This is a genomic window from uncultured Photobacterium sp. (assembly GCF_947039875.1).
Taxonomy (GTDB): Bacteria; Pseudomonadota; Gammaproteobacteria; order Enterobacterales; family Vibrionaceae; genus Photobacterium.
In genome coordinates this window covers 1-20,638 of sequence record NZ_CAMRAN010000017.1, presented here as the reverse complement: position 1 = coordinate 20,638, position 20,638 = coordinate 1, and the positions used below count along the sequence as shown (strand labels likewise).

Sequence of the window (20,638 nt, the reverse complement as noted above, 5' to 3'; positions counted from 1 at the left end):
CCTCTAACCTATTTATACGCTCAAAAGTGTATTGCTATTTAATGACAGATTTATGACAACGCCCCTGGTAACGATGATTTGAGTTGGCTAAACCTCGTTTTACAGCCATGCTTAAAAAACCACCATCAAATAATCACCACCATCATGTTATAACGACAAGGACTGACGTAATGAAACAACTGATTGTGACCATTATTGGTAAAGATAAGCCCGGACTTGTAGAACAACTCTCTGATACCATTTACTTCAACCATGCGAATTGGTTAAGTAGTTCACTTAGCCAACTTGGCGGGCAGTTTGCGGGAATAGTACAAATAGACGTTGCGGATGAACATCTGTTCTCACTCCGTCAAGCATTAGCCGACATTGAAGCATTACACATTCACATCGTAGAAGATCATACTCAAACCGTGACCACTTATGTTGCCCAGCAACTCACGGTAACGGGCAATGATCGTCGTGGTATCGTCAAACAAGTCACTCGCCATTTAACTCAACTTGGCGTTAATATTGCCAAATTAAAAACCGAGACTCAAAGCGCCCCTAATTGGGGGTATCCTATTTTTATTGCTGAATTTCAATTACAAACACCACATGAAATTAGTGCGGCCATGATTCAACAGCAACTCGAACAACTCGCCGATGATTTAACTATCGATATTGAAACACTTAGCTAAATCAATCAGATGGCACCAACTCAAACAATGTAACGCGGATTATGCTGCATTAACATGCCATGGTAAACATCTGTGATAAATAAGAACATTTAACCATGCTACACAGTGTCGGTTTTACGCTGTTTTAATAACAATTAAGAGTAACCGCGCTATTGGCTGATTTCATTACACTTTTAACAAAATAGACATGTTCTATTTTGGCTATTCTAGCGGATGAAAACATATTAAAACGAGGCTTATAACCTCGATTTTAAATGAAGCTCATTAGCGTAATGCAGATTAGATGCATACTGTTAAATACAGCCGTTTTTAACGAAAAGTCATACTAGGTGTCGAGTGATCGGTATTTATGGCCTTAAAATCGTTTTTAGGGGCTATTAGGCGGGTATTTGGGGTGCGTCAGATATCAAAAAGTTTTGGGCTTAATCAGCGTATTGGCTAACGAAGCTAAGAATATTAGATAGATTTGTATTTATATACAGCGTAGTATTAATCTGCAATTATGCAACAAATCACATGCATGGTATCTAGATGAATAAAACATTACTTGCTGTTTCTATCTGCTTTTTGTCTTTTTCTGCTAGTAGTTATGCAGAAGAAGAAAGTTATGATTTTAACTTAAACGATACACCTACGACGTATCAAGCCGATATTTCTAATTCGGTGAAATTTGGGAATACAGTTATATGTAATGTTCCTGTACTGAATGATGGTGAATCTTTTGATTGTAATGGAGATATCATTTCTCATTCAGGAGATTCGGCATCAAGTCAATGGGTAATTGAGACTGAAATATTGCCTGACGATCTTTCTTTAGATGAAAAAAAACACCAGAATTAAAGGTGATTAATCATATTAATGCTACAGGTTCTAATGGTACGTATAGGTTAGGACATCAGACAATGTATAGTAGTCATACTGCAACGATAAGAAACAATAGTTCTAGTTCTAATAACTATGGAATTAAAAATTCAAATCGAATCAATGGAAGCTCTGCAGCTTCACAATTACATTTTAGTGTTTCTGGAAATAGTACTAAAAGGATTAATGGACAAACAGAAGTGGTAGTGTTCTTTAAACATATTGGAAAATATGACAGTATTGCTGAGACTACTGTTTTTGGTTCTGATTATGGTGTTGCTCATGGGAAAGGAACTGTTATTATTCGATAGATTTTATGGATATAAATCCCCTTATTACCTTCTGCTCATGTGCATAAAATTTGTAATGTTAAATGCTAACAATTTAAGAGGTCGCTTAGGCGGCCTTTGTTGTATCTGGACGTAACCGCGAATCTGTTAGTGCGCATAAATAGTTTTATGTTAAGGCTACCTCGGTAGCCTTAACTCCTGCTTCAATCTTTCAGCCCCAACTTCATCATGTTTTCATTCACAATCGCGACAGGTAATGGAATATAACCATCTTTTTGCACTATATTCTGACCATCACTGGATAAAATAAACCGTAAGAATTCTTGCTCCATCGGTGCTAAAGCTTTGTTGGGATGTTTGTTGATATATAAATATAAATAACGTGATAACGGATAATTACCGTTAATTGAGTTCTCTACTGTTGCCTCAACATAATCAGAGCCTTCACGAGCAACTGGAATAGCGCGAATGCCCGTAGTTTTATAGCCAATGCCTGAATAGCCGATGGCATTAAGCGAGGTTGAAACAGACTGCACTACCGAAGCTGAGCCCGGTTGTTCATTAACGTTATTACGAAAATCGCCACGACATAAAGCACGCTTTTTAAAGTCACCATAGGTGCCAGATACAGAATTACGACCAAATAATTGAATATCCCGTTGTTGCCAACTATTAGGTAAGCCTAGTTGTCCCCATTGAGTAATAGGTACTAATGCGCCACAACGTAAAGTTCGTGAGTATATTGCATCTAACTGCTCGAAATTAATGCCTTTAAGCGGGTTATCTTCATGCACAAACACCGCTAATGCATCTACTGCTACTTTAATTGCTGTTGGTTTATAACCATATTCTTTTTCAAACGCTTCAATTTCTTTGGTCTTCATTTCACGGCTCATTGGCCCTAACTGTGCCGTTGCTTCCACCAGCGCAGTCGGGGCTGTTGATGAACCTGATGTTTGAATTTGAATATTAACGTTCGGATATTGACGCTTAAAAGCCTCGGTCCAATAGGTCATTAAATTGGCTAACGTATCTGATCCTACCGATGATAAATTACCCGAAATGCCACTGACTTTATGATAAGGCTGTAACTGAGTATCAACCTCAACGGTAGAGGTCGTTGCAGCCATAACGGGGGCTAATGCTACTACGCTCCACAATGTAACGGCGCTGAGTGTGGTCGTAACCATTTTAGTGAGTGGCGACAATAACATTAGGTATCCTTACCCTTTAAGAATGATCATTGGTGATGGCATGTGGCAATCTGGTGTCAGCCACTAATCGACTTGGCAGCGTAAATGAGAAGGTACTACCCTTATCAAGTTCACTTTCAATTTCTAGATGTGCGTCATGATGGCTTAATGCGTGCTTAACAATAGCGAGTCCTAAACCACTGCCGCCAGTTTCACGTGAGCGGGCTTTATCAACTCGATAGAAACGTTCAGTTAATCGATGAATATGTTGTGCAGCAATACCCTCACCACTGTCCGTTACTTCTAATCGAGGTCCTGTTGGTGAGCGATACCAACGCACATGAATAGCAGCATCATTCGGAGTATGTTTAACCGCGTTATAAACCAAGTTTGAAATAGCACTGCGGAGTTGATCATTATCGCCAAAGACTTTTAAGCTGTTATCAACCTCAAAGGTAAATGACTGATCTTTATTACTACTGAGTGACATGGCTTCTTTTTCTAAAATATCAAGCATTGCAGGCACATCGACCATTTCTTCTAGTTCAATCGTCGGTGCCGCTTCAATTTTAGATAACGTTAATAATTGCTCAACTAACGCATTCATACGCGCTAATTGTTCAGTCATCACGCCATGAGCACGATCCCACATTGGTCCCATTAGCATTTCAGGATCTTGTACCATTTCAAGATACCCTTGCAAGACAGTCATTGGGGTGCGTAGTTCATGGGACACATTGGCAAAGAAATTACGGCGCATGCCTTCCAGTTGTTTTAACTGTGACACATCACGTACCGCCATCAGATATTCGCCCTCAGTGTAGCGCATGATCCGTAATTCTAGAGTACGGTCATAATTCATCGGTGAAGTTATTTCTAATGGGGTATCAAAAGCTTGACGAGAAAGGTAGCGTACAAAATCAGGGCTGCGTAACAAATTACTGATAGGTTGACCGCTATCATCAGGCCAGCGCAAACCTAATAATTGTTGGGCTAATTTGTTGCACCAGACAATATTACCTTCGCTACGAAACACCACCACTGCATCGGGCAATGATTCGGCACCATTACGGAAACGACGAATTAAGGTAGTCAATTCTTTGCGACGGCGACGGTTACGCTGTTGTAAGCGGTAAATACCGTTAAACAGCGGTTCCCAACTGCCAGAGCCTGAAGGCGGCGTTAAGCTACGATCTTTCCATAACCAATTCGACATTTTAAGTTGGTTATGAAAATGCCATCCAAGTTGGATCCAACTCGCGATCAATAAAAACCACGGTAGATAGCCAAAAATAACACCAAGTATAAGCCAAGGAAGATAAAATAATATCAGCTCCCCAACCAACTTTTTCCATGTCAATCTTTCCACATGTTTACTCCTAGCTGTAACGGAGTAGCACAGTGGTTCCGTTACGCTCTTTTTCTATTCGATAAAACCAACACAACCTTCATTGCTATCACAGGCGCATGATAATAATGAAGGTAACGAGTTTGCTACAGCGGGTAAGCACAATGGAATATTTACATGCGTGTCGAAAAACGGTATCCCGCCCCACGTACGGTTTGGATCATTTTATCGTGACCACCATTTTCAAGCGCTTTGCGTAAGCGGCGAATATGGACATCAACGGTGCGATCTTCAACATAAACATTGGTACCCCACACATTGTTCAACAACTGCTCGCGGCTATAAACACGTTCTTGGTGAGTCATAAAAAAGTGCAACATCTTAAACTCAGTCGGGCCCATATCTAATGGTTCATCAACAGAGGTTACGCGATGTGAAACAGGATCTAGCTTCAATCCTTGCACATCAATCACATCATCTAAAGCCGTTGGTGAAGCGCGACGCATCACGGCTTTCAAACGTGCCATTAACTCTTTCGGTGAAAAAGGTTTGGTAATGTAATCATCCGCACCCACTTCAAGACCACGCACTTTATCTTCTTCTTCACCACGGGCAGTTAACATCACCACTGGAATTTGGCGTGTCAATTCGTCTCGTTTAAAGTGTTTGATCAAGTTAATGCCAGAGCCTCCAGGTAACATCCAATCCATTAAGATCAACTCAGGATACGGCTCACACATTTTTTCTAATGCACTATCGTAATCTTCAGCTTCTATTGCTTGATATCCATTTTGCTCTAGGACAAAACACAACATTTCGCGAATCGGTGCTTCGTCTTCTACTACAAGAATCCGTCTTGCCATAATAAAATATACCTAGTCGTTTGTTTTCTCTGACATGCATCATTATGTGTGTTCATTATGTGTGTTCATTATGACACTTTTGTGACTTTTTCAGATAAATCGCGTTTTAATATAATTAATAATAACCGTTTAAAATAGGCTTATTAGTTGATATTGCAAGAAAAAAAGCCATGTAATTAATGGCAATCTTATTACCCTTTAATAACAATTTGACTACGTCCACCACCAATAGCTTCGACGGCTACTTGGATTCCAATCCGTTCAACAAGTGTACCAACATGCGAGATCACGCCAATCTGACGCCCATCTGCTTGCAGAGCATCTAAGCAGGCTAATGCCATCTCTAAACTATCAGGATCAAGCGTACCAAAACCTTCATCAATAAACAGTGAACCGAGCTGGCGCGTATCAGCCGCAAGTGAGGCTAACGCTAATGCTAACGACAACGACACCAAGAAACTTTCACCACCAGAAAGCGATTCCACACTACGGACTTCATCGCCCATATCATGGTCAATAACTTGTAACGCTAACGGGCTACCAGGTACAGGTTGCAAAGCATAACGCGGGGCTAAATCTTGCAAATGTTCGTTCGCCACTAACACCAATTGTTGTAAGGTTAACCCTTGTGCCAAGGTACGGAACTTATTGCCCGTAGCAGAGCCGATCAACTCATTCATTTGTAGCCAGAGTTCGGTTTGGGTTTGTTGTGTCGCTAACGCAGATCGTAGATCCCCTGCCTGTTGTTCTGCTTGCTCAGCATGGACTAATTGCTGACGTAATTGAAACACCTGATCATCACTATGCTGTTTTTTAGCCAGCCATTCCGTCATGGTTTGCTGTTGTGAACTCGCATCATTGCTGATGTCATGAGCAGTAAACCAACCTGTCGCTAATTCGACCAACGGCTGATGATCAGCATCTGCTTGCTGACGCTCTTTTAATACCGTTTGGCTAGCAGATAACGCTTGTTCGATCTGTTTAAGCTCTGCCCGTTGTTGTTGCAACCATGCATCATCTTTACTCAATAACGCGGTCAATTCAGGCTCAGTCAGGGCTAATTTTTCTAACCAATTACCCCATGTTTGTTGTAACTGTTGCTGAGCTTGATTGGCTTCAACCAATTGCTGTTGAGCATGGTGATGGTGCGCTTCATTCGTCGCCATCGCTTCGGCTAACTGATTAAGCAGAGTTTGCTGTTGTTGTAATTGTTGTTGCTGGTATTCAAGCTCAGCTTTGGCTTTATGTTCAATGACATCTAACGATTGCTCACCAATGAGATCAAGCCGTTGTTGCCAATATAGCGTTTGTTGTTGCATTAACTGATGATCTTTATTGGTCATCGTCTGTAACTGCTGCTCGTTATGCTCAACGCCACTGATTAACTGAGCCAATACAGGAGCACGTTCAGCTAACTGTTTTTCTAATTGCTGTTGTTGGCTAACATTGGTTTGATATTGCGCTATTTGTTGCTCAAGTTCAGCAATAAAACTATTTTTACCTTGCTGAGATAATGCAGTTAACCACCTATCATCACCATAAATTGTATTTAATGCCTGTTGTCTTTGTTCGTAGACTTTTTGTTGGCTTTCACATTGTGACACTAACGCTTTTTGCTGCTCTTGCGCTTGCGTTTGTTGTTGCGACAACTGATGGTAGGTTTCTTTGAGCTCAGCTTGTTGATGACTCAATTGCAGCAACTGTTGCTGTTGCTGTTTAACCTCGGTGATCAGTTTTTTACGCTGCTCGCCTTGGGTTTTAATGGTCTGCATTTGTGCTATCGCATCATCCTGCGCTTGTGACCAATTGGCTTGATAATGTGCCAATTGAGCCACATCACTGACGGCGGATAAGCTAATTTCAGCCAACGTTATCGCATCAAGATCAAGCGCCATTAAATCAGACCAATGACATTGTTGCTGACTGACTAATGTTTGAATATTCGCATTAAGCCCATCAATCTCTTGCGCTAATTCGGTTTGGGTGTGTTGATCTTGCGTGATGGTTTGGGTCAGTTGACGCTGCTCGGCATGAACATCTTGCAATTGTTGGGCTAGCTGCTGCAATCGCTGCTGTTGCTGACTAATAATGGTGGCAACTTGCGGATTATGTTGCTGATATGGATGTTCAAGCGCACCACATAACGGACATGCTTCGCCCTCAATCAATTGATCACGATAATCAGTTAAGTTCATCACCGCACGACTTTGAGTCAGTTGATGATCAACTTCTTTATGTTGCGCGTCTAATTGTAATAATTCAGGGGCTAATACGGTTAAACGGTGTTGATTATTGGTGATCGTTACCGCTAATGCTTGCTGTTGTAACTGCAATTTATCACGCTGCTGTAGCTGCCCATGCCACTTATCTAAGCCATATAAACTGTCTTTTAATTGGCTATTACACTGCTGATAAGCACTATAATCCTGACGCTGTTGATCTTGTATTTGTTCTAATTGAGCAAGATCATGCGCTGCAACTTGTACCGTTAACTGTTGCTGTTGTGCCGCGAAACCTGATAGCTGTTGTTCTAAGTCAGCTTGTTGTTGAGTGATTGTGGTTAATGTTATTTGACGTTGTTTAATATTCGCTTGCAGGTGAGCAATATCGGTTTGTGCTTGCTGAAATTGGTTAACGTTATCTTTGATCGCGTTATGCTGTTCGGCTAACGCTTTCACCGCTTGCGTTGTCTCTAACTCAACCACCAGCTGTTGGCACTGTTGCTGCGAGGCCTGTTGTTGCTGTTGCTGCTTTAATAATTGCTCACGGTTAAGTGCTAACGCGTTAGTTAACTGTGAAACTTGCAGTTGTAACTCATCACGTTGCAACTGTAAGCCATGATGTTGTTGTTCAATGGTGGCTGCTTGCTTTAATTTTGGTTCTAGCGCATTAAACATCTGTTGTTTTTGAGTCAGTAACTGTTGGCATTGCTCAGTACTTGCTTGCAATTGCACTTGCTGTTGGTGGTTATCTTTTAAAGTAGCGCTGCTTTGTTGCTCTGTTACCGTCCACTTACTGACTTGCTGTTTAGCTTGTGCTAATAACGTAAAGTCACCACGGGCAGGCAAAGCTTGTTCGTATTGTTGTAACTCAATATAACGTGGTGCTGCTTGTTGTTGAATGCACTCAGCTTGCTGTAACTGTTGCTCACTGTCAGTAATCCGTAGCTGTAACTTTGCCGCGGTTAGCATGACATCCTGATGCTGTTTTAATTGCTCAAGCTGTTGTTGCTGAGTATTAACTTGCTGACGTACAACCTCTAACTGGCTATTTAATGCCAATTTTTGCTCATCCGTTAATAAGGCCACATCGCCAAGCTTATCTTGTAACTGAACCAGCTTTTGTTTTTCCTCAGCTGAACGCTTATAAGCCGCCATCGACAACCGACCGTAAATTTCACCGCCCGTCATTCGTTCAAGTAAGGTGGCACGTTCATCAGCACCCGCTTTTAAAAATGCCGCAAATTCCCCTTGAGGTAACATCACAGCACGACGGAACTGATCAAAACTCAACCCAATTAAGCGTTCTATTTCAGCTTGTAATTCTTGTTTTTTACCCGCAAAACGTTGCCCAGTTTCAATATTCTCTAACCATTGTTCAGCGGCTTGCATTTTACCTTCCGCTCGACCACGAGCACGACGCACTTGCCAATGGGTACGCCAATGCGAACCATCGTTAGCAATAAAATCTACCTCAGCAAAACCCTCGGCTTTACCGCGCGATAAAATACTGCGCACATCGTTGGCTTTAATGCGGTTATCGTCATCATCACGTCCGATTTCAGCATCATTTTTTTTATTAGATTGCAGGCGAGGAATACGATCGTATAACGCTAAACAAATCGCATCGAGTAAGGTTGATTTACCCGCGCCTGTTTTACCCGTGATCGCAAATAAGCCCGCTTCGCCTAAGCGTCCACCAGCAAAATCAATCTCAAATTTGGTTTGTAAACTCGCTAAATTTTCACCACGCAGTGCAAGTATTTTCATTTTATTATTCTCTATTATTATTGTTGTTCTTCAACTTGCACTAATAAGCTTTCAAAAGCGGCAGTCATCGCAGCATCAGGTTCACCATCGTATTTTTTATTCCAACTCAGCGAAAATACTTGTTGCGGTGACACTTCGGATAAACGTTGGTGCTGCAAACCTTGTTGCTGTTCAATCTGTTGATAATGCGGGGTAATTTTAGCCAACCGAACCGATTTACCTTCCAACGCTTGTAACACTTTTTCACGTAATAAAGCTTGGGGCTTATCAAGTAACACATGCACTTCTAAAAACGGTTGTTGCTCACGAGGAAGCTCATCATCAGATAGCGCTTTAAGTGCCACTAATACTTCATCTAAGGGCGCAGGTTTAGTTGGTACTTTTAGCATATCAACACGACGAGGAATGGTGATTGGCTCAATATTAGTAACGTCAGTGCCGTCTAATTCAACCATCACAATTTGGTGACTATAATTACGCTCAGCCATTGATAATGGTATTGGTGAGCCGCAATAACGCACATGTTCTTGCTTAGCGACTTTCTGAGCCAAGTGTAAATGACCAAGGGCAACGTAGCTAACATCATCGGCAAAAATAGTCGCTGGCAACGCATGTTGATTCCCCCCTAATACCCGTCGCTCTGACATTTCAGATATTTTGCCTGACGCCATATACGCATGACCCATACCGATTAACGCTTGCTGAGGCTGTTTACGCTCACGAGCAGCGGCGGTCATTTCGGCATACAACACTTCAACCCCTTTAATCAGTCGATCATCTGTTTCAGCTAAATTTTCAGTGCGTAAATCCGCACTACGTAAAAATGGCACCGCGAGCACCCACGCCGCTTGTTCACCATCGGCATTGGTTAATGGTACTAACATTCGATCGCAATCTAATTCGCCATTATCTAATCGGTGAATACCACCGACTAAATGCAGATCAAAGGCCTTTAATAACGCTTGGGGCGCATCGAGTTTGCTGGGTGAATCATGGTTGCCACCGATCATTACCACATCTAATTTGGGCAATGTTTTAGCTAATCGCGCTAAGAATCGATATAACATTTCCCACGCACTGGCGGCAGGGTTAGCAGTATCAAAAATATCCCCTGCCACTAATAAGGCATCCGCTTGTTGTTGCTCAAGGGTATCAGCAAGCCAATCTAAAAATGCTTGATGTTCGGTTGCGCGACTATAGCCATGTAATTGATGGCCGAGATGCCAATCAGAGGTATGGATAATTTTCATAATGGGATAACACTACCAGCCAGAAATAATCATCAGATTGTACCGTGTGAGCCATCAACTACACAGGATTTTGATTACTCACTAACAGTCATCATAACTAAACATTATCATTTTAATAAAAATTGATAATTTTATATTATTTAAGACTTAGCCTAGTATTACCAGCAACAGAAAATGACCAATTAATCATCAATATTTGAGGTAAATTATGAAAATAAATCACGTTGGCATCATGGTTGGCGATATGGATACCGCGGTTGAGTTTTATACCAAAGCATTGGGTCTTGATATTGTGATGGGTAATACCAAAGTAACCGAAGAGCGTGAAACAGCCATTGGTCGTATGTGTATTGCTGTTTTTGGTGAAGGTTTTAAAGGGTTTAATATTGCCCATTTATTAACTAAAGATGGCATCGGCTTTGAACTGTTTGAAATGAAAGACCGCCAGCAACGTCATGAGGTTGATTTCTCTCGCATTGGTATTTTCCATTTCTGTCTTCAAACCGATGACTTTCATGGCGTTATTGCTCGAACTGAACAATACGGCGGTAAAGTACGTATGGATATCATGCGTTACCACCCAGAGGATGACAGCAACACCTCTCAAATGGTTTATTTAGAAGACCCTTTTGGTAACTTATTTGAGCTGTACTCACATACTTATGAAGAGACTTACTCCACAAAGTATGAATAATATTTTTGAGTTAAAGGATTGGTGGTCGCCAATCCTTGCAACAATCACAAACGCTACTTAGTAATTTACAGCGGTTGAGTTAAGATAAGCTCCCAACTGTTTACCCTAGGAAGTGTGACTAGCATGATGTGGTTTAAAAATATACTGACTTACCGTTTTACGCGTGAGATTGACTTAAATGCAGACCAAATAGAAAAACAGCTGGAAGAATTCCGCTTTACACCCTGTGGTAGCCAAGACATTCAAAAATTTGGCTGGGCACACGCATTAGGTAAACATGGCGATATGTTTACCCATGTTTCTGGTGACAACATTTTAATTTGTGCTCGCAAAGAAGAAAAAATGCTGCCAGCGTCAGTGATCAAAGAATCATTGAACAACAAAATTGAAATGCAGGAAAAAGATCTTGGTCGTAAATTGAAAAAGACTGAGAAAGATACCCTCAAAGACGAAATAGTGATGGATTTATTACCACGCGCATTCAGTCGTCAACATCAAACTTATGCGTTAATCATGCCTAAATTAGGCTACATTGTGGTTGATGCGGGTAGCTACAAAAAAGCTGAAGATGTTTTAGCATTATTACGTAAATCAATCGGTAGCTTACCGGTTGTTCCGGTTGTACCTGAAAAACCATTAGCATTAACCCTGACAGAATGGGTTCGCAGCAACCAATCACCACAAGGTTTTACCATTGGTGAAGAAGCTGAATTTAAAGCTGTTGAAGAAGACGGTGGTGTGATCCGTTGTAAGCAACAAGATTTAAATTGCGATGAGATTCTAGCGCACATTGAAGCGAATAAAGTAGTCACTAAACTGGCACTGAATTGGCAAGACCGCATTGATTTTATTCTGGCCGATGACTTAACCGTTAAGCGTCTTAAATTCTCTGATGAATTAAAAGATCAAAACGAAGATATCGACCGTGAAGATATGGCACAGCGCATTGATGCTGACCTGTCATTAATGGGCGGCGAGTTCTCTGCATTTTTACCCAACCTATTTGATGTTATCGGCGGCTTAGAAAACAAAGGTTAATCTCTATATTTTCGAGATTAAATTTTCAGCTATATAAGTATTGCTTGAATAACAAAAACAGCCGTCAGGTGTTAGCACATGACGGCTCTTTTGCTGTTTACTGATAAACTGTTCGTTATAAACGTTTATCCGCGTTACATGCTCATTCCCATGCTTGCATTGGCTTTTTTACCTAAACGGTAATACCAAATAGAAACAGGAATAAAGATAAGGTTCATCACGGTGGTGAAGTTCAAACCAAAGCCTGATTGATTTAATGCACGTACTGTTTGGTCAGCGGTAACCCAACCAAAACCATTAAAGATTGCATCAACACACAAACCAGTAAATAAGATAGACACGAATAACAATCCAACCATCCATTTCGTTGGACGTTTACCGTAGTATTTTTGGTAAACACGAATCATTGGAATAGTTAACACATCCGATAGAATGAAACCAATCACGCCACCAAATGAAATACCACCATGCCACAATGCTGCCGCTAAAATCAGATTACCCACAGAACAAACATAAGCAATCATTGCCACAAAAATACCAATAATCACATCTAAGAAAGAATGTAACCACACAGGTAAACCAGCATCATTACTAATAAACAGATCGCGCCAACCATCTTGAGGCATTAATGCAATTAAAATGGAAGATACCACCACCCCGATCAGGATTTCTTTACCAATCATGGCAATATCCATTTGGAAGAAACCCGCTGACTTGGTAATTTTTTCCATGGTGGCAGATTGAGGCTCAGCAGCCATCTTCATTGCAGAATGATCGCCAGACTTCATGTTTGACATATCCATACCACAGTCACTGTCGTCAGACTTCATGTTTGACATATCCATGCCGCAATCACTGTCATCAGACTTCATTTTAGACATGTCCATGCCGCAGTCACTGTCGTCAGACTTCATCTTAGACATGTCCATGCCGCAGTCACTGTCGTCAGCTTTCATCTTCGACATATCCATGCCGCAGTTACTGTCGTCAGACTTCATCTTAGACATGTCCATGCCGCAGTCACTGTCGTCAGCTTTCATCTTCGACATATCCATGCCGCAGTCACTGTCGCTAGCCTTCATCTTTGACATATCCATACCACAGCTTGCTTTTTGGGGTTGCGCATCCAAGAGGTGTTGACGCAATTCTTGTTCAACATCTTTTGGATAAAAACGGCTAAATAAAACCCCAGCGGTTACAATTAAAATCAAACCACCGATTACCTCACCCCAAAAAAATGTCCAGCCCATCAAAGCAACTAAGACAATGAACATTTCTATGATCAAGTTGGTACTTGAAACCAAAAATGCCATTGCGTTAGCAACAGTCGCTTTTTTCGTCAGTAAAGTATGAGACAGTGACGCCGCAGCATATGAACATGATGATGACACCATGCCTAAAAAGGTAGTAAAGCCAAGACTCACTACGGTCGTTTTACCTAAGTGCTTAACCACACTTGAAACAGGTAATAAATTACGTATCCATGACGACAACATTAAACCAAATGCTAATGGCCAAAAGATTTGCCAAACCATATTCCCAAATGTAGAAAACAAGTGGATAACCAATCCACCAATATCTTGCCCGATCATATATACCTTCTTAATATATTGCGATTAAACTAGTAGCAACATTATGCAAACAATCCTTACATGTTGCCCTAAAATATATCTAATGTATTTAATGCATACTAAGTATGTATTTTAGTGCATTAACGAACAGATTAAACTCCAACAATTACTATTGAGAATAGTGCTAAATTTCCGTTAATGGTGCGATCAATTGCCGTAGAGAATCATTATTTTCAAGAAAATTGGCAATGTGGGAATGAAAAAAGTAGAATCTCGCCTCCTCCCTATAGCACTAGGTGTTATAGGCTGATTTGGAATCAGACATCTAAGAGAATTGAGCAATGTTTAAACCAGAATTATTATCTCCAGCCGGTAGCCTTAAAAACATGCGTTATGCCTTTGCCTATGGTGCAGATGCTGTCTATGCAGGTCAACCACGTTACAGCCTTCGCGTTCGTAATAATGAATTCAACCACGATAACCTTAAAATTGGTATCGATGAAGCACACGCACAAGGTAAAAAGCTGTATGTGGTCTGTAATATTCAACCGCATAACTCTAAGCTTAAAACCTTTATTCGTGATTTAAAGCCAATTGTCGATATGGGTCCTGATGCACTTATCATGTCAGATCCAGGTCTAATCATGATGGTACGTGAAGCGTTTCCTGAGGTTGTTATTCACCTGTCAGTACAAGCAAATGCTGTTAACTGGGCAACCGTAAAATTCTGGGCAAGCCAAGGCGTTGAGCGTGTTATTCTTTCACGTGAACTATCATTAGAAGAAATCGAAGAAATTCGTGAGCATTGCCCTGATACTGAACTAGAAATCTTTGTTCATGGCGCACTTTGCATGGCGTATTCTGGTCGTTGTTTATTATCTGGCTACATCAACAAACGCGATCCAAACCAAGGTACATGCACTAACTCATGCCGTTGGGAATACAAAGTAGAAAAAGCCGTTGAGAATGATTCAGGTCAAATTGTTGAAGTTCAAGATGCAATTCAGATTCAAGAAGTTGAAGAGCGTCCAAACAATACATTAGGTCTAGGTAAGCCAATTGATGATGTTGTGCTACTAAGTGAATCTCACCGTCCTGAAGAAAAAATGGCGGCATTTGAAGATGAACATGGTACTTACATCATGAACTCTAAAGATCTTCGTGCAGTACAACATGTTGAGCGCCTAACTAAAATGGGTGTGCACTCACTAAAAATTGAAGGCCGTACTAAATCGTTCTACTACTGTGCTCGTACTGCGCAAGTTTACCGTAAAGCGATCGATGATGCTGTTGCTGGCAAACCATTTGATGACTCATTACTGGGTACATTAGAAAGCCTAGCGCACCGTGGTTACACTGAAGGTTTCCTTCGTCGCCACACTCATGATGCTTACCAAAATTATGATTACGGTTACTCAATTTCAGAAACTCAACAATTTGTTGGTGAGTTTACAGGTAAACGCCGTGGCGACCTTGCTGAAGTTGAAGTAAAGAACAAGTTCATTGTTGGTGACAGCCTTGAAGTAATGACACCGCAAGGTAACGTTGTCTTCAAACTTGAAACCATGGAAAACCGTAAATCAGAAGTGATTGATGATGCCAAAGGTAATGGTCACTTTGTGTTTATTCCAATGCCATCAGACATGGACCTAAGTTTTGGTCTATTAATGCGTAATTTAAGTAACGGTGAAGATACCCGTAACCCACACGCCCCTAAAGACGGTAAATAAGCATTATGGCACTGCTCATTACAACTAAATGCATTAACTGTGATATGTGTGATCCTGAATGTCCAAATGAGGCCATTACCATGGGGGATGAATTTTACGAAATTAATCCTGATCGCTGCACTGAATGTAAAGGGCACTATGATAAGCCAACCTGCCAGTCAGTTTGTCCGATCACCAATTGCATTATTACTGATCCTGAACATATCGAATCAGATGACGAACTACTTGAAAAGTTTGTCACCTTGCAAGGTCTTGCTTAGTCATCACTAATAAACCGTATCAAAAAAGCGCCGCTCAGTTAACTGGGCGGCGCTTTTTTATGTCATATCATTTACTAGTTCTAGCAAAAACCTAACTTTTTAATACTATCGCACACATAGGTGGTAATACTTTCACAGGTTTGGGCTTAGGTTTAACAGCCTTAACTGATTCACTCGTCACCGGTGCTTTATAATTAGGTGACCACGAAGCAAGTTCAGTACCACAACCATCACCTGCTGGCGGTGGTGCTTGTGTTTCACAAGCCGTACTTCCTGCAGGGCAATTTAAGCGCACATGGAAATGGTAATAATGACCAAACCAAGGACGTACTTTACTAAGCCAATTACGGTCTTTCCACTTTGCTTTACATAGTTGTTGTTTGATCACTGGATGGACAAAAATACGAGCAACGCGATCATCACTGGCAACAAGTTGAATTAATTGTGCTTGCTTTGAGCTCCAGTTCTTGTCAATGATCTTGTAATTTTTCACATCGACCATCGGCAATGCTGAAACTGTTTTTAGTGCCTGTGGTGATAATGGTTTATCAGGTATTCTCAACCAAATATCAGCATCAAGGCCTGTTTGATGACTTGCATGCCCAGATGAGAAGCGACCACCACGGGGCATCGCAATATCACTCACCAATACATTGCCAATTTTTAGTTGCTGTGATTGCTTCATTAATTGCTGCAAAAAAACAATCATTTCATGATGACCATAATAACGGCCACGCTCAGAACGTATCACCTGATAACCATCACCTTGTAGCGGTAAGCGCTCACCACCAGCAAGACATCCATTGGCATATGAACCAATCGATCTTGAATCCCCTTTACTGGGTTTTTTTACTTTTTCCCATGGTGTTGCCATTACGCTCTGACTTATACAAACAAATATCAACCCTGTAATTATCATCCTGAACACATTATTCTTCCTTTTTGACCTCAATTACCCTAATGATAACGCAACCTTCAGGCGATGCAAAATTCATCTATTAAATAGCTTATTATTGTTTAGTTTTAAAATATTCTGATAAATTATAGTTATTCAAATATTCATAGCACTATTCTCTTTTTATTTTTAATAATCAAAAATAACAGACCAATACTAGTGACTTTTTTAAATAAAAAACATTCATAATTTCAACTACAAACCCTATTTTTTATAAAATAAAACTGCGTTATTAAATATAAAAAAACTAACATTGTTCATTTAATAACCTTTTACATTTCCAATTATGATACTTAAGATTGCATTTAATTAAACGTATTTGGCGGCCTATATCTTTTTTATATTATTAACTTTATATTGCTTCGTTGTTATTTATGGTTAATTAACAGATAAAAAATACCGACCAAAAAAAACATAACGAATTGATTTTAAATTAAAAACAAATAGTAACCTAAAGGAAATAAATTATAACAACCTTTATATAGCTAAAAGAAAAAATATAACACAGCCTCAAAATATGTGTTCTTTTAACTGAAATTCACTTTAAAAATAAGTTATTTATTTGTCATACATTATATCAATATATTTACTATTAAAAATGAAACATGACTAAATATAATAGAACAAAAATAGGTACAAATGACAATGATTATTGTTACAATATAATTAGCTATAAATTTATTTTAAAGTGCAATCCTTACATCATTACCTTTCATTAATTATTAATGATATTTAAATAGTTATTTATATTATTTAATTTATTGTTTTGTTTTTTATCCATTTGTTTCTAATAGCAAAATTTGACGACTTTATATTGCCCCATATAATAACCACTTAGATTTCACCCTCTTCTTTATTTCTAATAAGGTCTTTTGAGATTGAATATAAGTAGACGTCAATTATTTAAATTGTGTGCGGGGGCTGTAGCAACAACAACTATAGCTTCGCTTGCCACAATTCCGCAAAAAGCATGGGCTCAAGCTCGTGAATTCAAATTAACCGCAGCCAAAGAAACGCGTAATACGTGTTCTTATTGTTCAGTGGGTTGTGGCACATTACTGTATAGCACAGGTGCTACTGGCGGTAATATTAAACAAAAAGTGTTTCACGTTGAAGGTGATCCCGATCATCCAGTAAGCCGTGGTGCATTATGTCCTAAAGGTGCGGGCCTAGCTGGTTTTGTCAACAGCGAACAACGTTTGAAATTCCCAGAATACCGTGCTCCAGGCTCTGATAAATGGCAACGTCTAACATGGGACGAAGCCTTTAGCCGTATCGCTAAACTCATGAAACAAGACCGTGACGAAAACCTTATTCAGAAAAACGAACAAGGCACTACGGTTAACCGCTGGCTAACAACAGGCATGCTTTGTGCCTCAGCGGAAAGTAATGAAAATGGTTGGTTGACGCAGAAATTTGCTCGTGGTTTGGGTATGGTTCCTGTAGACACTCAAGCGCGTATTTGACACGGTCCAACGGTAGCAAGTCTTGCTCCAACATTTGGCCGCGGCGCGATGACCAACAACTGGGTTGATATTAAAAATGCCGACCTTATTCTTGTTATGGGCGGTAACGCAGCAGAAGCACACCCTGTAGGTTTCCGCTGGGCGATTGAAGCTCAAAAGACCAATAACGCTGAAATTATCGTGGTTGATCCACGCTTCACGCGTACAGCAGCAGTGGCTGATCACTATGCACCGATCCGTTCGGGCGCTGATATTGCTTTCCTTTTAGGTGCTATTCGTTACCTAATGGCAAGCAGTCAAGTGAATCATGAGTATGTTAAAGCATACACCAACGCTAGCTTTATTGTGCGTGATGACTATGCATTCCACGATGGTCTATTCTCTGGCTATGATGCTGAGAAACGTCAGTATGATCGTAGCAGCTGGTTCTACCAACTTGACGATCAAGGCTATGCATTAAAGGATGAATCACTACAACATCCTCGTTGTGTATGGAATTTACTTAAAGATCACGTATCTCGCTACACGCCTGATGTTGTTGCTAATATCACCGGTACACCGATTGATATGTTTGATCACGTCTGTAAAGCACTAGGTAGTACAGCGGCGGATAACCGCGTTGCCACTATCTTGTATGCGACAGGCTGGACTCAGCACTCTAAAGGCGCTGAAAACATCCGTTGTATGGCAATGATCCAATTACTATTAGGTAATATGGGCATGGCTGGCGGCGGTGTTAATGCTTTGCGTGGTCACTCTAATATTCAAGGTATTACTGACCTTGGTTTATTAGCACAAAGCCTACCGGGTTACTTAAAACTACCTTCAGACAAAGATGTTGATCTAGCGGCTCACCTTAAGCACCACACCCCAGTGGCACTTGAAGCAGATCAAACCAACTACTGGCAGCATTACCCAGCATTCTTCGTGTCATTACTGAAGTCTTTCTACGGCAAAAGTGCAACAACTGAGAATAACTTTGGCTACGATATGATGCCGAAGTGGGATCAAGGCTACGACATGTTGCGCGTGTTCGAAATGATGAACAAAGGCGAAATGAATGGCTATATCTGTCAAGGTTTCAACCCTGTTGCATCAATGTCTAACAAGCAAAAAACATTGGATGCTTTATCTAAGTTGAAATACTTAGTGGTTGTTGATCCGCTTGCAACTGAAACCTCTACGTTCTGGCAAAATAAACCTAACGTTAATGAAGTTGATACTGCAAGCATTGACACTGAAGTGTTCCGTTTACCTTGTGCATGTTTCGCTGAAGAAGATGGCACTATCGTAAGTTCAGCGCGCTGGTTACAGTGGCACTGGAAAGCTGCTGATATGCCAGGAGAAGCAAAAGGTGATGCTGAAATTCTAGCGGGTATCTTCTTGAAGATGCGCGATATGTACCAACAAGAAGGCGGTACATACCCTGATCCTATCCTATCGCTTGATTGGAATTATGCGATCCCTGCGGCGCCAAATACCAAAGAGCTAGCACAAGAACTTAACGGTAAAGATGCCAACGGTAAGCAACTATCAAGTTTTAGTAAACTAAAAGCGGATGGTTCAACCAATGCAGCTTGTTGGTTATACACCGGTAGTTGGACTGAAGCGGGCAACCAAACTGCACGTCGTGATAACAGCGATCCTTCAGGCTTAGGTATTGCACCAAACTGGGCATGGTCTTGGCCGGCTAACCGTCGTGTATTGTACAACCGTGCATCAACACGTCCTGACGGTACGCCATGGAATAAAGCGCGTATGTTAGTGGAATGGAACGGTAACAAATGGGTTGGCCCAGATGTACCTGACTTTAACGCTAAATTACCACCATCAAGTAATGCGGGTCCATTTATCATGCAACCTGAAGGCGTAGGCCGTTTGTTTGCACTTGATAAAATGGCTGAAGGTCCGTTCCCTGAGCATTACGAACCATTTGAAACACCGATTGGCACTAACCCATTACATAAAAATGTGGTTTCAAACCCAGCGGCACGTTTATTCAAAGATGATGCAGCACAATTAGGTACTAAAGCGGATTATCCATTTGTGGGTACCACTTATCGCCTGACTGAACACTTCCATACTTGGACCAGTCACTCTCATTTCAACGCGGTATTACAACCAGAACAATTTGTCGAAATTGGTGAAGGTTTAGCGAAAGAGCGTGGCATTAACAATGCTGATATGGTGCGTGTAACCTCTAAGCGTGGCGCTATTGTTGCTAAAGCTTATGTATCTAAGCGTATTACACCACTGCATGTTAACGGCCAAGCAGTTCACACTGTCGGTATTCCTATTCACTGGGGCTACGAAGGCGATACTAAGCCGGGTTACCTTGCGAATACGTTATCGCCATGTGTGGGTGACGCTAACTCACAAACACCGGAATACAAAGCATTTTTGGTTAACGTAGAGAAGGTGAAGTAAGCCATGGGTATGGAATCACAGAATAT

15 protein-coding genes are annotated in these 20,638 nt (G+C 40.8%); 8 read left to right on the top strand and 7 right to left on the bottom strand.

What is annotated here, in order from left to right:
* Window positions 1–170: 170 nt before the first annotated feature.
* From Q0V26_RS07975 to Q0V26_RS07965, 3 genes are all read left to right on the top strand, one after another.
* On the top strand, window positions 171–677 hold the full coding sequence (locus Q0V26_RS07975; protein ID WP_080158934.1) for an ACT domain-containing protein: 507 nt from the start codon (window positions 171–173) through the stop codon (window positions 675–677).
* A gap of 531 nt (window positions 678–1,208) precedes the next feature.
* A complete protein-coding gene (locus Q0V26_RS07970) occupies window positions 1,209–1,517 on the top strand; it encodes a hypothetical protein (protein ID WP_297480349.1) in 309 nt (102 codons plus the stop codon).
* A 62-nt stretch (window positions 1,518–1,579) separates the two neighbouring features.
* The gene (locus tag Q0V26_RS07965; protein WP_297480347.1) at window positions 1,580–1,849 is read left to right on the top strand and encodes a hypothetical protein; all 270 of its coding nucleotides are present in this window, start codon (window positions 1,580–1,582) and stop codon (window positions 1,847–1,849) included.
* A 182-nt stretch (window positions 1,850–2,031) separates the two neighbouring features.
* Here Q0V26_RS07965 and Q0V26_RS07960 read toward each other — a convergent pair whose 3' ends face one another.
* The 5 genes from Q0V26_RS07960 to Q0V26_RS07940 form a co-directional block, all read right to left on the bottom strand.
* Complete coding sequence (locus tag Q0V26_RS07960; RefSeq protein ID WP_297480457.1) at window positions 2,032–3,018, bottom strand: phosphate ABC transporter substrate-binding protein; 987 nt, start codon at window positions 3,016–3,018, stop codon at window positions 2,032–2,034.
* Between the two features lie 40 nt (window positions 3,019–3,058).
* Window positions 3,059–4,390, bottom strand: coding sequence for a phosphate regulon sensor histidine kinase PhoR (gene phoR / locus Q0V26_RS07955; RefSeq protein WP_297480345.1), 1,332 nt, complete (start codon window positions 4,388–4,390; stop codon window positions 3,059–3,061).
* A 152-nt stretch (window positions 4,391–4,542) separates the two neighbouring features.
* A complete protein-coding gene (gene phoB / locus Q0V26_RS07950; RefSeq protein ID WP_065192588.1) occupies window positions 4,543–5,232 on the bottom strand; it encodes a phosphate regulon transcriptional regulator PhoB in 690 nt (229 codons plus the stop codon).
* Window positions 5,233–5,423: 191 nt separating this feature from the next.
* Window positions 5,424–9,221 (bottom strand): AAA family ATPase, encoded by a 3,798-nt coding sequence (locus Q0V26_RS07945; protein WP_297480339.1) that lies wholly within the window; start codon window positions 9,219–9,221, stop codon window positions 5,424–5,426.
* A 17-nt stretch (window positions 9,222–9,238) separates the two neighbouring features.
* Complete coding sequence (locus tag Q0V26_RS07940; RefSeq protein WP_297480335.1) at window positions 9,239–10,471, bottom strand: exonuclease SbcCD subunit D C-terminal domain-containing protein; 1,233 nt, start codon at window positions 10,469–10,471, stop codon at window positions 9,239–9,241.
* Window positions 10,472–10,679: 208 nt separating this feature from the next.
* On the opposite strand from Q0V26_RS07940, the gene Q0V26_RS07935 reads away from it, so the two are divergent.
* Together Q0V26_RS07935 and rdgC are read left to right on the top strand one after the other, a co-directional pair.
* Window positions 10,680–11,165 carry a VOC family protein gene (locus tag Q0V26_RS07935; protein ID WP_297480333.1) on the top strand — a complete coding sequence of 162 codons (486 nt, stop codon included), beginning with the start codon at window positions 10,680–10,682 and terminating at the stop codon, window positions 11,163–11,165.
* 126 nt (window positions 11,166–11,291) lie between these two features.
* A complete protein-coding gene (rdgC, locus tag Q0V26_RS07930) occupies window positions 11,292–12,203 on the top strand; it encodes a recombination-associated protein RdgC (RefSeq protein WP_199190773.1) in 912 nt (303 codons plus the stop codon).
* A gap of 134 nt (window positions 12,204–12,337) precedes the next feature.
* Here rdgC and Q0V26_RS07925 read toward each other — a convergent pair whose 3' ends face one another.
* Window positions 12,338–13,795, bottom strand: a complete 1,458-nt coding sequence (locus tag Q0V26_RS07925) for a permease (RefSeq protein ID WP_297480330.1) — start codon at window positions 13,793–13,795, stop codon at window positions 12,338–12,340.
* Window positions 13,796–14,115: 320 nt separating this feature from the next.
* On the opposite strand from Q0V26_RS07925, the gene yegQ reads away from it, so the two are divergent.
* Window positions 14,116–15,504: a tRNA 5-hydroxyuridine modification protein YegQ gene (gene yegQ / locus Q0V26_RS07920; protein WP_080158949.1), complete on the top strand. Its 1,389-nt coding sequence runs from the start codon at window positions 14,116–14,118 to the stop codon at window positions 15,502–15,504.
* A 5-nt stretch (window positions 15,505–15,509) separates the two neighbouring features.
* Window positions 15,510–15,764, top strand: coding sequence for a YfhL family 4Fe-4S dicluster ferredoxin (locus Q0V26_RS07915; RefSeq protein ID WP_045043384.1), 255 nt, complete (start codon window positions 15,510–15,512; stop codon window positions 15,762–15,764).
* A 91-nt stretch (window positions 15,765–15,855) separates the two neighbouring features.
* On the opposite strand, the gene mepA is transcribed toward Q0V26_RS07915, so the two are convergent.
* A complete protein-coding gene (mepA, locus tag Q0V26_RS07910) occupies window positions 15,856–16,638 on the bottom strand; it encodes a penicillin-insensitive murein endopeptidase (protein WP_297480321.1) in 783 nt (260 codons plus the stop codon).
* Between the two features lie 959 nt (window positions 16,639–17,597).
* Between mepA and fdnG the strand changes: the two genes are divergently transcribed.
* Complete coding sequence (gene fdnG, locus Q0V26_RS07905) at window positions 17,598–20,612, top strand: formate dehydrogenase-N subunit alpha (RefSeq protein WP_297480318.1); 3,015 nt, start codon at window positions 17,598–17,600, stop codon at window positions 20,610–20,612.
* The last annotated feature ends 26 nt before the right edge of the window (window positions 20,613–20,638 follow it).

Excerpts from the sequence above, each read along its gene's own strand:
- Q0V26_RS07975 (WP_080158934.1), top strand. The coding sequence starts at position 171 with ATGAAACAACTGATTGTGACCATTATTGGTAAAGATAAGCCCGGACTT.
- Q0V26_RS07925 (WP_297480330.1), bottom strand. The coding sequence starts at position 13,795 with ATGATCGGGCAAGATATTGGTGGATTGGTTATCCACTTGTTTTCTACA.
- Q0V26_RS07945 (WP_297480339.1), bottom strand. The coding sequence starts at position 9,221 with ATGAAAATACTTGCACTGCGTGGTGAAAATTTAGCGAGTTTACAAACC.
- Q0V26_RS07960 (WP_297480457.1), bottom strand. The coding sequence starts at position 3,018 with ATGGTTACGACCACACTCAGCGCCGTTACATTGTGGAGCGTAGTAGCA.
- yegQ (WP_080158949.1), top strand. The coding sequence starts at position 14,116 with ATGTTTAAACCAGAATTATTATCTCCAGCCGGTAGCCTTAAAAACATG.
- Q0V26_RS07940 (WP_297480335.1), bottom strand. The coding sequence starts at position 10,471 with ATGAAAATTATCCATACCTCTGATTGGCATCTCGGCCATCAATTACAT.
- Q0V26_RS07970 (WP_297480349.1), top strand. The coding sequence starts at position 1,209 with ATGAATAAAACATTACTTGCTGTTTCTATCTGCTTTTTGTCTTTTTCT.
- phoB (WP_065192588.1), bottom strand. The coding sequence starts at position 5,232 with ATGGCAAGACGGATTCTTGTAGTAGAAGACGAAGCACCGATTCGCGAA.
- rdgC (WP_199190773.1), top strand. The coding sequence starts at position 11,292 with ATGTGGTTTAAAAATATACTGACTTACCGTTTTACGCGTGAGATTGAC.
- Q0V26_RS07915 (WP_045043384.1), top strand. The coding sequence starts at position 15,510 with ATGGCACTGCTCATTACAACTAAATGCATTAACTGTGATATGTGTGAT.
- Q0V26_RS07965 (WP_297480347.1), top strand. The coding sequence starts at position 1,580 with ATGTATAGTAGTCATACTGCAACGATAAGAAACAATAGTTCTAGTTCT.
- mepA (WP_297480321.1), bottom strand. The coding sequence starts at position 16,638 with ATGGCAACACCATGGGAAAAAGTAAAAAAACCCAGTAAAGGGGATTCA.
- Q0V26_RS07935 (WP_297480333.1), top strand. The coding sequence starts at position 10,680 with ATGAAAATAAATCACGTTGGCATCATGGTTGGCGATATGGATACCGCG.